General features: G+C 38.2%; 10 protein-coding genes. 8 read left to right on the top strand and 2 right to left on the bottom strand.

The window, feature by feature from the left end; all coding sequences use genetic code 11:
* Nucleotides 1–47: 47 nt before the first annotated feature.
* A complete protein-coding gene (gene meaB / locus HX109_RS02335; protein WP_178949610.1) occupies nucleotides 48–1139 on the bottom strand; it encodes a methylmalonyl Co-A mutase-associated GTPase MeaB in 1092 nt (363 codons plus the stop codon).
* A gap of 93 nt (nucleotides 1140–1232) precedes the next feature.
* Between meaB and HX109_RS02330 the strand changes: the two genes are divergently transcribed.
* The 5 genes from HX109_RS02330 to HX109_RS02310 all read left to right on the top strand — a co-directional run bounded on the left by HX109_RS02330 (nucleotide 1233) and on the right by HX109_RS02310 (nucleotide 8372).
* A complete protein-coding gene (locus HX109_RS02330) occupies nucleotides 1233–1658 on the top strand; it encodes an organic hydroperoxide resistance protein (protein ID WP_178949609.1) in 426 nt (141 codons plus the stop codon).
* Between the two features lie 331 nt (nucleotides 1659–1989).
* Nucleotides 1990–2412 (top strand): hypothetical protein, encoded by a 423-nt coding sequence (locus HX109_RS02325; protein WP_178949608.1) that lies wholly within the window; start codon nucleotides 1990–1992, stop codon nucleotides 2410–2412.
* Between the two features lie 164 nt (nucleotides 2413–2576).
* Complete coding sequence (locus tag HX109_RS02320) at nucleotides 2577–3659, top strand: efflux RND transporter periplasmic adaptor subunit (protein WP_178949607.1); 1083 nt, start codon at nucleotides 2577–2579, stop codon at nucleotides 3657–3659.
* Between the two features lie 26 nt (nucleotides 3660–3685).
* The gene (locus HX109_RS02315) at nucleotides 3686–6919 is read left to right on the top strand and encodes an efflux RND transporter permease subunit (protein WP_178949606.1); all 3234 of its coding nucleotides are present in this window, start codon (nucleotides 3686–3688) and stop codon (nucleotides 6917–6919) included.
* Nucleotides 6920–6941: 22 nt separating this feature from the next.
* Nucleotides 6942–8372, top strand: coding sequence for a TolC family protein (locus tag HX109_RS02310; protein WP_255462741.1), 1431 nt, complete (start codon nucleotides 6942–6944; stop codon nucleotides 8370–8372).
* A 214-nt stretch (nucleotides 8373–8586) separates the two neighbouring features.
* Here HX109_RS02310 and HX109_RS02305 read toward each other — a convergent pair whose 3' ends face one another.
* A complete protein-coding gene (locus tag HX109_RS02305) occupies nucleotides 8587–9543 on the bottom strand; it encodes an aldose epimerase family protein (protein ID WP_178949604.1) in 957 nt (318 codons plus the stop codon).
* A 361-nt stretch (nucleotides 9544–9904) separates the two neighbouring features.
* Between HX109_RS02305 and HX109_RS02300 the strand changes: the two genes are divergently transcribed.
* The 3 genes from HX109_RS02300 to HX109_RS02290 are packed head-to-tail and all read left to right on the top strand — an operon-like array spanning nucleotide 9905 to nucleotide 12459.
* Nucleotides 9905–10447: an RNA polymerase sigma factor gene (locus tag HX109_RS02300; protein WP_178949603.1), complete on the top strand. Its 543-nt coding sequence runs from the start codon at nucleotides 9905–9907 to the stop codon at nucleotides 10445–10447.
* Nucleotides 10431–11018, top strand: a complete 588-nt coding sequence (locus HX109_RS02295) for a hypothetical protein (protein WP_178949602.1) — start codon at nucleotides 10431–10433, stop codon at nucleotides 11016–11018. Before HX109_RS02300 ends, HX109_RS02295 begins: the two co-directional genes overlap by 17 nt.
* Nucleotides 10990–12459, top strand: a complete 1470-nt coding sequence (locus HX109_RS02290) for a hypothetical protein (protein WP_178949601.1) — start codon at nucleotides 10990–10992, stop codon at nucleotides 12457–12459. The genes HX109_RS02295 and HX109_RS02290 overlap by 29 nt, the downstream gene beginning before the upstream one ends.
* Nucleotides 12460–12461: the final 2 nt, after the last annotated feature.

Genomic DNA, 12461 nt, shown 5'->3' with positions numbered 1-12461 from the left:
GTTTTACCAAACAAAATATTTGCAAAGGTAGGTATTTGCAGTAATTATTATAATAAAGTTGACGCCAAACTAAGCAAATGTTGAGCTGCTGCGAATGGCGTGGTTTTATTTTGCTCTATAAGTCTTAGTTGTTGCTGCAGTTCTTTTTTTATGGTATCGTTTTGATAGAAATTGGATTTTAATTGGTCTTCTATGGTTTGGTGCAGCCAAAACTTATTTTGCTCTGTCCTTTTTGCTATAAAATAATTGGATTTTTTAGCCTCAGAAATATAATTTTCTATGAGCTCCCACGTATTGGAAATTCCTCTATTCTCCAATGCTGAAGCTAGCATTACTTTCGGGATCCATCCGTTTTGTTTTGGTGGATATAAATGCAGTGCCCTATTAAACTCTACTTTTGCTTTTTCTGCCGTTTTAATCGTTTCTCCATCCGCTTTATTTATTACGATCGCATCGGCTAATTCTATAATCCCACGTTTTATTCCTTGCAGTTCGTCCCCTGCACCGGCAAGTTTCAGCAATAAAAAGAAATCTACCATGCTATGTACCGCAGTTTCGCTTTGGCCAACCCCTACAGTTTCAATAAAAATTGTTTTAAAACCACAGGCTTCACATAAAATAATACTTTCCCGGGTCTTTCTAGCAACTCCCCCTAAAGAGGTTCCTGCTGCGGATGGGCGAATGTATACATTTTGGTTATTCACCAGGTTTTCCATACGCGTTTTGTCTCCCAGAATACTTCCTTTGGTTACAGAACTGCTAGGGTCTACCGCCAAAACAGCCAATCTATTCTGCTTTGTGGCAATATGGCTGCCCAAGGTTTCTATAAAAGTGCTTTTTCCCACACCAGGAACTCCAGTAATGCCTATGCGTATGGAATTATTTGCGTGTGGGAGACAGAGTGCTAAAATTTCATTTGCTTTTTCAGTATGCGAAATATTCGTGCTTTCAATAAGTGTAATGGCTTGACTCAAGGCAATAGTATCTCCTTGAATAATAGCTTTTGCCAAAGATTCAGCCGAAGTACTCTCTTTTCTTTTAGCTTTTAATTTTGCAATCGCAGCCTTGTTGGTAATTTCCTCATTAGAAACCCCATCCCTGTTTTTTAATGTGTCTTTATTGATTTTCTTTTGAGACAAAAGACTAAATTTTAAAACAAATTTAATAACTAAAATTGTGATTATTCGTGTTAATACAAGTATCTTAGAGATTAAACCATAAAAAAATATAAAATGAAAGCATTATACAAAGCGAGTGCGACAACCACTGGCGGAAGAGCAGGACATGTAAAAAGTGACGATGGAATTATAGATATGAAATTGGAACTTCCAAAAGAATTGGGAGGTAAAGGTGGTGAATACACAAATCCAGAACAGCTATTTGCTGCAGGTTATTCGGCCTGTTTTGGTAGTGCGCTTCAGCATGTTGCTAAACAGCATAAAGTAGATATTGGATCTGATTTTGATGTAAAAGCGACCGTTAAAATTGGGGAACATCCAGAACTTGAAGGTTTTCTGTTGGAAGTTATTTTAGATGTTACCTTACCCGGTGTAGAGGAAGAAACTGGAGAGAAGTTAATTAATGAAGCCCATGAGGTGTGTCCATATTCTAGGGCCACCCAAGATAATATTGATGTTACCTTAAACCTGATGGTATAACATTAATAAATAAATAATTTCAACCCTCACATCTCTATGCGATGTGAGGGTTTTTTTATGGTTAAACTGAAAAAAGAGCAGACCAGCAAAAATGGCAAAGAGATAGTTTTGAAGTGATTTAGGTTACAAGCCGAAACAGATAGAACTTAATAAAGCTGATGCTTAATCAAAGGAAGAAATATTTCTCTTTTTAGTTATTTACAGCTGGTTTGAATTTATATACAGTTGAAAAAATGAGCATAAATTACTCAATTTTAGAAAAACCTTAGATTTATTTAACTTCTAACCGCTTGTTTGTGAATGAAGCATTTTATAGATTTGGCACTGGAAAATGAAAACACTATTTAAATTCTTCATATTAGTAAGTATTTTATGTCTGTCTGGGCTTACTCATGTCTTTGCCCATGCAGCAACCAATAATTTTCATTATTCTTCTTTAGAAAATTATATTACTTCTCAAAATACGGGCTTTAATGTTTCGGTGAGCGATCGTGATTTGGATTTTAAAACAATCACTACCGCACAAGGTACTTCGCATCACAGATTAGAGCTTACGGAAACCGAGATTGTAGAAGAGGAGTTTATATCACACGGTAAAGAGATTATAGAGACCAATTTTTTCTCTTCGCTTCTTCTTATTCAAATTCTATCTTCTTTTATAGAAAATAACGGTAAGCGCTTAGATGCTGCTAGACGATTTTTAAACATATCATCTTGTAAAAAATTTATCATATTCCGGGTAATTAGGTTATGATTTTTTAATTCTGGGGCTATCCATTAGTCCTACTTTCCTCATTATATTTTTAAACACATGCGTTGTTAGTAGTAAATCACTATTAACCCTTACAATTGTGTTTTAAATCAACATATTACATACATATTACCTAAAAATTGTAACGCTTTTAAAGCATTATTATTATGAAGAAAACGCTTATAATTATGAGCTTGTTTGCCTTGATAAGTCATACAAGTTGTTCAACAAAAAAGGAAAAAGAGCAAAAAGAACCAAAGTTCTTGGTTACCAATCCTAAAATCAAGGATACTATTATAACAGAAGACTACGTTTGTCAAATCCGTTCGGTACGGCATATCGAGTTACGGGCACAGGAGCGTGGATATCTCGAGAAAATCTATGTTGATGAAGGGGATAAAGTAAAAAAAGGGCAATTGCTATTTAAAATTATGCCCAAACTTTATCAAGCTGAGCTTTCGAAGGCAAAAGCAGAAGCTCATTTTGCTGAAATCGAATACGAAAACACCAAAAAATTGGCCGATAGTGGAATTGTTTCCCCGAACGAATTGGCAATGTCTAAGGCTACCTTGGAAAAAGCCAATGCAGAAGTGGAGCTGTCTAATGTTCACCTTCAATTTACGGAGATAAGAGCCCCTTTCGACGGACTCATAGACCGTTTTCATGTGCGGGAAGGAAGTTTGGTCGAAGAAGGGGAGTTGTTTACCAGCCTTTCCGACAATAGCGAAATGTGGGTTTACTACAATGTTCCAGAAGCAGAATATCTAGACTTTAAAACTAATGTTAGTCCAGATAATCCAGTGAAAGTTAGTTTGTTAATGGCCAACAATCAAGTGTTCAAACATGAAGGCGAAGTAAGAACTATTGAAGCTGAGTTCAACAATGAAACTGGGAACATTCCATTTCGGGCTACTTTCCCAAACCCAGAAAGTCTACTTAGACATGGAGAAACTGGAAGTATTCTAATGAAAGTTCCATTTAAAAATGCTTTAATGATCCCACAAAAGGCAACTTTTGAGGTTTTGGATAAGAAGTACGTTTTTGTGGTAGACAATAATGGTTTAGTGCATCAAAAAGAAATCAAGATTAGAGCGGAGTTGCCACATTTGTTTATTATAGATAAAGGGCTTTCTGAAAATGATAAGGTGTTGCTTGAAGGAATTCGTATGGTGAAAAATGGCGAAAAGATTCACTACGACTTCCAAAAACCAGAGGAAGTATTGGCGCATTTAGACCTCTATGCCGAATAATACAAATCCTAAAAAACTCAGACAAAATGTTTAGTAAATTTATAAAAAGACCGGTATTGGCTATTGTCATTTCGGTAGTAATTGTGTTTACAGGTCTTTTAGCCATAAAACAATTACCCATATCTCAATTTCCTCAAATTGCCCCTACTACAGTAAACATATTTATAGCATATCCGGGAGCAAGTGCCGATGTATTGGTAAAATCTACGTTAATACCCTTAGAAACATCTATTAATGGGGTTCAGGGCATGCGCTATATTGCCTCCGATGCTACGAGTGCTGGGGAAGGAACCCTACGAGTTATTTTTGAACCCGGTACCGATCCCAATCAAGCGGTAGTACGTGTAAAAACCCGAGTGGATCGAGTTATGTCCTTGCTACCAGAACTGGTGCAAAGGGAGGGGGTTAAAATTACTCCGGTACAACCAAGTATGTTAATGTACGTGAATCTTTTTAGTAAGAAAAAGGATAACGACGAGAAATTTCTATATAATTATGCTTACACAAAAATAATTCCCGAAATACAACGTATATCTGGAATTGCAAGTGCTAAAATATTGGGTAGTCGTAAATATGCCATGCGTGTTTGGCTAAAACCAGATCGCATGCGGGCCTATAAAGTTTCTGCGGAAGAAGTGCTCGAAGCGATGAAAGAGCAAAGTATTATTGCCAGACCCGGTAGGTTAGGGCGAAGTTCGGGTAAGAAAGCTCAATCATTGGAGTATGTGCTTACCTATAAAGGTAGATTCAATGAAGCTGAAGACTATAAAAACGTAATTATTAAAGCTAATAACGATGGTGAGGTTTTAAAACTAAAAGACGTAGCAGATGTAGAGCTGGGAAGCGAATTTTTCGATATTTATTCCAATCTAGATGGGCATCCTTCGGCTTCTATTGTTTTAAAGCAAACCTTTGGTAGTAATGGTAAAGACGTTATTGAGTCGGTAAAAGATAAATTAAAAGAGTTAAAAGAAGATTTACCGCCGGGAGTAGATTATAAAATAAGTTACGATGTTTCCAACTTCTTGGATGCGTCTATCGAACAGGTGTTGCACACCTTACGAGATGCCTTTATTCTGGTAGCCATTGTAGTATTTTTATTCTTGGGAGATCTGCGTTCTACGCTTATCCCTATTATTGCAGTTCCGGTGTCGTTAATTGGGACGTTCTTTATTTTGCAGCTTTTTGGCTTATCAATTAATTTAATTACCCTTTTTGCCTTAGTACTCGCCATTGGTATCGTGGTAGATGATGCCATTGTGGTGGTAGAAGCTGTCCATGTAAAGATGGAAGAAGAGAATTTAACACCTTTTAAAGCTGCCTATGCGGTGTTGGGGGAAATTGGAGGCGCCATTATCGCAATTACCATGGTCATGGTTTCCGTATTTATCCCGATCACTTTTATGTCTGGTCCGGTTGGGGTTTTCTACCGTCAATTTTCCATTACCATGGCGGCGGCCATTATTCTTTCAGCAGTGGTGGCACTTACCCTTACCCCAGTTCTTTGTGCCATGATCTTGAAGAACCATCATGGGAAACCAAGAAAAAAATCGTTGGTAGATAAATTTATCGATTGGTTCAATAATCGCTTTGATAGGCTTACCAATAGGTATGTAAAATTGCTGAAACTAATCGTAAACAGAAGAGTAGTTACGTTTGGAGTGTTGGCGGCTTTCTGTGTAGGAATATTTTTAACCAATGAAGTGTTGCCCGCAGGATTCATTCCAAGTGAGGACCAAGGGATGATTTATGCCATTATCCAAACCCCTCCAGGAGCAACTTTAGAGCGCACCAACGATGTAGCCAGAAAACTTCAGAAAATCTGTAAGGAGACAGAAGGGGTGCAATCTGTTTCTTCATTGGCTGGTTACGAAATTATGACCGAAGGAAGGGGATCTAATGCGGGTACCTGTTTAATCAATTTAAAGCCTTGGTCCGAGCGTGAGCACAGTGTTCACGAAATAATGGAGGAATTAGAGGAAGAAACCAAAGACCTCGGTGCCGTGATCGAATATTTCGAGCCGCCAGCAGTACCTGGTTTTGGTTCTTCAGGAGGTTTTTCGTTGCGTTTGTTGGATAAAACCAGTTCCACGGATTATCATGAATTTGAAAAAGTGAATCATAAATTTATGGATGCGCTAAGAGAACGCCCAGAAATCACGGGATTGTTTACCTTTTTTGCAGCCAACTATCCACAGTATGAATTGGTAATTAACAATAAAGCTGCTATGCAAAAAGGGGTTTCAATAGGAAAAGCCATGGAGAACCTTAACGTTTTAATTGGTAGTACCTACGAACAAGGTTTTATTAAGTATGGCAGGTTCTTTAAGGTTTACACCCAGGCTGCTCCCGAATACAGGGAACTCCCGACAGATATACAAAAGTTGTTTGTAAAAAACGAAGAAGGTGAAATGGTTCCCTATTCTGCATTTATGAAGATGGAAAAACATTTGGGTCCTAATGAAATTACACGTTATAACCTCTATAACTCGGCTGCTATCCGTGGGCTTCCAGCAAAGGGATATACCAGTGGAGATGCCATAAAGGCCATACGAGAAGTGGCAGAGCAAACCTTGCCACGTGGTTATGATATTGGTTGGGAAGGACTCTCTTATGATGAATCCTCCAGAGGGAATGAGTCTATTTACATCTTTGCGGTTGTATTGATTTTTGTGTATCTCGTATTGGCGGCACAATATGAGAGCTTTTTACTTCCACTCGCTGTACTTCTTTCGTTGCCTATCGGGATCTTCGGGTCTTTCCTTATGCTGAAGCTAATGGGCTTGGCGAACGATGTATATGCCCAGATTGGGGTTATTATGTTAGTGGGACTCTTAGGAAAAAATGCTGTGCTTATTGTAGAGTTTGCTGTGCAAAGGCGTGGGCAAGGTGCCACCATTCTGGAAGCTGCCATAGAAGGGGCAAAAGTAAGGTTTAGACCTATATTAATGACATCTTTTGCGTTTATCGCTGGATTGATTCCTTTGGTTATCGCTACCGGTGCCGGTGCTATTGGTAATAAAACCATTGGTGGTTCTGCCATGGGGGGAATGCTAGTAGGAACCATGATAGGAGTATTGGTTATACCTGGTTTGTATTTTATTTTCGGTAAAATGGCAGACGGTCGGGATCTCATAAAAGATGAGCAAAATGAGCCTATTTCAGAAGAGTTTATGCGAGCTAGTGAAAGGGATAGTAAAATGAAAGCAAAGCTCGGCAAACTAAATAGACTCTTAAAAAAACTAATGAAAAAAGGCTAAGATGAACAATAAAAGGAAAATTATGTTACGGTATAAGAAAGCATACTTAGTGGGAGCACTGGCAGTGGTAACATTGTATTCTTGTGTTCCGGCTTTAGAAAGCGTAGAGGCAGATAAAACAGTCCCGGAAACTTTTAAGGATGAGCCCGCCGATAGTGTAAATACGGCAATGATAAAATGGAAGGATTATTTTACCGATCCTTATTTGGATACCCTTATTGGTGAAGCACTTCAAAATAATAAAGAGCTGAACATTACCTTACAGGAAATTCAAATTGCCAGAAGCGAGGTACGAGCCAAAAAAGGGGAGTATATGCCTTCCATTGGTTTGGGTGCTGGTGCTGGTGTGGAGAAAAGGGCCCGATATACAAGTTTGGGAGCTAATGATGCAACCACCGATATTAGGCCAGGAGAAGAAATGCCAGATCCGCTACCAGATTTTTTAGTGGGTGCCCATGCTTCTTGGGAAGTGGATATTTGGGGAAAACTGCACAATGCCAAAAAAGCAGCAGTAGAACGTTATTTGGCCAGTGTGGAAGGAAAGAATTTTGTGATTACCAATTTAATTGCTGAAATCGCAAATTCTTATTACGAATTGTTGGCATTGGATAATCAACTGGAGATTGTAAATAAAAACGTAGAGATCCAGTCGAATGCCCTGCGTATTGTTAAACTTCAAAAGGAAGCTGCCCGTGTTACAGAATTGGCGGTTCGGAAGTTTGAAGCTGAAGTGTTAAAAACCAAAAGTTTGCAGTACGATATTCAGCAACAAATAACCGAAACAGAAAATAAGATTAATTTTCTGGTAGGTAGATATCCACAGCCTATTGAAAGGGATGCTGCTTCTTTTACCGATTTGCAGCCAAATAAAATCGATGCAGGTATTCCTGCCCAATTATTGGAAAATCGCCCAGATGTAAAACAAGCAGAACTGCAATTGGCGGCTTCCAAGCTCGATGTAAAAGCAGCCAAAAAGCAGTTTTACCCCAGTTTGGATATTTCTGCGGATATTGGTTATCAAGCGTTTAATACCAAGTATTTGTTTACTTCCCCAGAGTCTTTGCTGTATTCGGTGGCGGGAGAATTAACGGCACCGCTAATTAACAGAAGCGCTATTAAGGCCGCTTATTATTCGGCAAACGCACAACAGATCCAGGCTGTTTACAATTACGAACAAACCGTGTTGAACGCTTATGTTGAGGTTGCCAATCAATTGGCTAAAATCGATAACCTTAAAAAGAGTTACGATTTACGGGCGCAGCAAGTGGAAGCGCTTACAGCATCAATTAATATTTCCAATACTTTATTTAGATCTGCAAGGGCAGACTATATGGAGGTATTATTAACCCAGCGCGATGCGTTGGAATCAAGGTTTGAACTTGTGGAAACCAAAATGCAACAAATGAGTGCCATGGTAAATATGTACCGTGCCTTGGGTGGGGGATGGAATTAACCATTTCCCCAAAATGTCTTTTGGTGGATTTTGTGGATGGCATTTAATCGTGTGTTAAACTGGTTCCCCCTGCTTACTAAATTCCTCTGAACAAGTTCTCATTTTTCTTATAAAGTTTGATCTTGAGATAACTTAATAAGAATTTAGCGTAAAAGCCATTTTACAATTTTGTAAAATGGCTTTTTTTATAGGATACCTTTAGAAAAGGTAGCTGTTAACGAAGATTAAATTCGAATGTGCTTTTGTTGATGTAAGTATCTCCCTTTTTTAAAACAGCTGATGGGAAATGATCGTTATTGGGGGCATCGGGGAAATTTTGTGTTTCAAAACAAATGCTTGGATATTTCTGTAGGGGAGTATTTGTGTATTTATCCGCTTCCATTTCTTTAGGGGTATACACTACCACCCCAGGCTGATTGGTAGAAACCTTCATTTCTATTCCACTTTCTGGACTGTGAATAATAATAGCCGGCTCTTTTTCCGTTAAAACATAACAATCATCGAGTCCGTTAAAATCTTTATGGTCTTTAATTTTTGTACTTTCCCTAAAGTTGTAAAAGGTATCTGCAACGTCTTTAAAGTTTCCGTTGGCCACATTATAATTATCTTTTTCCAAAAACTTCTCTGCATTAATTTGCATTTCATGATTTAAAATAGAACCTTTTCCATCAAGATTGTAATAATTATGGTTGGTAAGGTTTACAATAGTGTCTTTGGTAGACGTTGCTTTATAGCTTATTATCAATTTATTGTTTTGTAATTGGTAGGTGCATAAAACCCGAAGTTCCCCAGGATATGCTTCCTCCATATCTTTGCTTAGATAAGAAAACGTAATCGATGGATTTTCTCCTTTTTCCATACTTTCAAGTTCCCATTCTTTAAGGCCGAATCCTTCTGTGCCTCCGTGGAGATGAACGCCGTTATTGTTATTGGCCAGGGTGTATTTTTCCCCATTTAAAACAAAACCATTTTTATGGATCCTCCCGGCAAAACGGCCAGCTGTAGCACCTAAATGAAGAGCATTGTTTTTATAGTCTTCAAGATTTTGGTAGCTTATTATGACATTTATATCCTTTCCATTTTTATCTTTTGTAATAACTTGTTGAAGGGCGGCACCAAAACTTACCGCGACTATTTTTAAATAATTGTTTTCAATGGTATAGGTTTTCATATTTAATTTTTCGGTTATTCTTCTGAACTGACGAAATTACAAAAAAGAGTCATTTTTACTCTTAATTAGCTGTTTTTATTAACTAAATTGTCGCTTCCCCCAAAACAAAAACCAGTAAGCATTCAACAAAAAAGGACCTTTCAACCGTAAACCAGCAGTTATTGGGAGCGAGTTTAAAAATGAATTTGTGACCTTCAGCTTCGCTCGGACTATATTGAAGTCGAGATAACTTCTAGGCGAATATGAAGAACAGACTTTCAGAAAAAATGTAGAAAAGCTTAAAAAAATGCAACGCAACCATTTTTGTATCGTCTTTTAAATTGAATAGTAACTATAACCAACAAAAAAGTAACAAGCCGGCATGCTTGAGGTAGATTTAATCGAGAAATGTAAAAGCAACAACCGCAAGGCGCAGTTGCAGTTGTACGACATGTACTGCCAAGGGATGTATTGTGTGGCCATGCGATATTTAAAAAATACCGATGACGCGCAAGATGCCATGCAGGAAGCTTTTATTAAAGCATTTCAAAAACTGGATCAATTTAAAGCAGAAGTTACTTTTGGCGCATGGTTAAAACGAATTGTAATTAATAAGTGTATTGATTTTTTAAAGGCGAAACAAATGAATATTCTTTCCTTGGAAGAATCTTATATGCATGTGGAAGAAGATGAAAATTGGCAGGTGGAAGATGTAATTACCAAAGCGGAAATTGTGTCGGCAATAGAAAAACTCCCAGATAAGTATAGGTTTGTGGTTATGTTGTATTTAATAGAAGGGTACGACCACGAAGAGATTTCAGGGATTTTGAATATTAACAACACCACCTCTCGGACCCATTTATTAAGGGGAAAACAAAAATTACAATCACTTTTAAAGCACAAAGTAGATGGCACAGGATATTAGGGATTTGTTTAAAAAAAATGCTTCAGGGCAGCATGAGCTTCCAAAGGGACATCGGGAAAGGTTTGCAGGATTGTTGGAAAAAGAACTTCCTAAAGAGCACCAAAAGAAATCCTATTTATTTTGGAAAGTAGCAGCGGTCGTTCTTGTTCTGTTTGGTGTAGGATTTGGGATTTTTCTAAAACAGGATCCTTCAGTAAGTACTGAAGATGGATTTGCAGATACCCAAACGGTGGATAAAAAAGAACCGCAGCTTACGTTGGGAGATATTTCGCCAGACCTTAAAAAAGTGGAGAACTATTACTTGGCGAACATCAACTTGGAGTTGGCAGACATCAATATTTCCGAAGCCAACCAAAAATTATTGGATGGGTATATGAACCGTCTAGGGGAATTGAATGATGCATATAAGGAACTTACTTTAGAGCTTAATGAAGTGGGCCCGAACGAGCAAACCATCAATGCGCTTATTAATAACTTACAATTCCGTTTGCAGTTACTATATCGTTTAAAAGAAAAGATTAAAGAACTTAAAGACAATACAAATGAAGAATTTACAACACAAAATGTATAGTGTTTTTGTTGCGATGGTTCTTACTTCGGTATGGATGCATGCACAAAAGGAAACAAAAACCTATAACGAATCTTTTAACGTAAATAGCGATGTAGTTTTAGACATCAACACCAGCTATGCCGACGTGGAGTTTGATACGTGGAACAAAAATAAAGTAGAAGTAGAGGCTGTTATCGAAGTAGAAGGACTTTCTAAAGAAGAGGCTGCAGAATACTTTAAAAACTGGGGTTTTAAAGCCCAGGGAAATAGCGGTAAGGTAACTATTACCACTTCCAAAACCAGTAAGTGGAGCCATGGAAACGATTTTGTTTTTGTTTCTGAAATGGATGATATGGTTTTTGCCATGCCAGATTCCATACAAATGCCGCCAATGCCACCCATGCCGCCTTTACCGGAAATGGATTCTATAATGGTGGTGCCACCGGTACCTCCAATGCCACCGCTACCTATGGATTTTGATAGCTTTACGTTTGATTATGAAGCGTATAAAAAGGACGGGGATGCCTACCTGAAAGAATGGAAAAAGAAATTTAACGACAGTTTTGATGATGAGGTTAAGGCCAATTTAGAAGAATGGAAAAAAGAAGTTAAAGAACATCAAGAGGAATGGCAGGTGCACCGCAAGGAAATGATGAAAGACAGGGAGCAGATGCAAAAAGAACGCGAAAAGCAGCGCGTCGAGATCATTCAAATCCAGAGGGAAGCACAGCAAGCAGCGAGAGAAGCGCATGTGGCTGCAAGGAAAGCCCAGGCCAAGGTTATTCGGTGGAACGTAAATGCAAATGGGCAGGCACCTAATGTTTTCTATTACAAGTCTGGAACTGCAGATAAAAATTTAAAAGTAAAAAAGACGATCAAGATAAAAATGCCAAAAGGCGCGAAACTTAAAATGAACATTCGTCATGGAGAAGTTACCTTGGCAGAAAACTATTCCAATATCAATGCAACCTTGTCTTATACAAGGTTGCATGCCCCAAGGGTTTGTGGGGAATCGTCTGTAATAGAAGCTTCTTATTCGCCGGTTATGGTAGAAAATTGGGATAAGGGGGAATTAAAAGCAAATTATGTGGAATCGGTACAACTGGAACAAGTGAAAAGCATTAAGCTCACCTCAAAATCTTCCAATGTAATAATAGAAAACCTTATTGGTGATGCTTTGATAAACGGTAGTTTTGGAGATTTAACCATTGGAGCCATTGCGAATGACTTCACCAACCTAAACATCGTCTTGGATAACTCCGACGCCATACTCTCCTTGCCTAAAACTGCTTTTACCTTTTATAGCAACGCCTCCAATTCTTCCGTAAAATACCCTAAAACTTTAAGCTTAAAGGTCTCCAAAAACTACAATAACGAGGTTGCCAATGGGTATTTCTCCCAAAAGAACAGCAATAAAACCATCAACCTAGTCGCTAACTACAGCGATGTTGTTTTGCAGTAATT

The sequence above is a fragment of the Galbibacter sp. BG1 genome (genome assembly GCF_013391805.1).
Taxonomy (GTDB): Bacteria; Bacteroidota; Bacteroidia; order Flavobacteriales; family Flavobacteriaceae; genus Galbibacter.
Note: the sequence above shows the minus strand (reverse complement) of the source record. Positions and strands in the feature narration are given on the sequence as shown.

What these genes read in the sequence shown, in the direction of transcription:
- HX109_RS02320 (WP_178949607.1), top strand. Translation starts at nt 2,577, where the DNA reads ATGAAGAAAACGCTTATAATTATGAGCTTGTTTGCCTTGATAAGTCAT.
- HX109_RS02325 (WP_178949608.1), top strand. Translation starts at nt 1,990, where the DNA reads ATGAAAACACTATTTAAATTCTTCATATTAGTAAGTATTTTATGTCTG.
- HX109_RS02295 (WP_178949602.1), top strand. Translation starts at nt 10,431, where the DNA reads ATGGCACAGGATATTAGGGATTTGTTTAAAAAAAATGCTTCAGGGCAG.
- HX109_RS02310 (WP_255462741.1), top strand. Translation starts at nt 6,942, where the DNA reads ATGTTACGGTATAAGAAAGCATACTTAGTGGGAGCACTGGCAGTGGTA.
- HX109_RS02305 (WP_178949604.1), bottom strand. Translation starts at nt 9,543, where the DNA reads ATGAAAACCTATACCATTGAAAACAATTATTTAAAAATAGTCGCGGTA.
- HX109_RS02330 (WP_178949609.1), top strand. Translation starts at nt 1,233, where the DNA reads ATGAAAGCATTATACAAAGCGAGTGCGACAACCACTGGCGGAAGAGCA.
- HX109_RS02300 (WP_178949603.1), top strand. Translation starts at nt 9,905, where the DNA reads ATGCTTGAGGTAGATTTAATCGAGAAATGTAAAAGCAACAACCGCAAG.
- HX109_RS02290 (WP_178949601.1), top strand. Translation starts at nt 10,990, where the DNA reads ATGAAGAATTTACAACACAAAATGTATAGTGTTTTTGTTGCGATGGTT.
- HX109_RS02315 (WP_178949606.1), top strand. Translation starts at nt 3,686, where the DNA reads ATGTTTAGTAAATTTATAAAAAGACCGGTATTGGCTATTGTCATTTCG.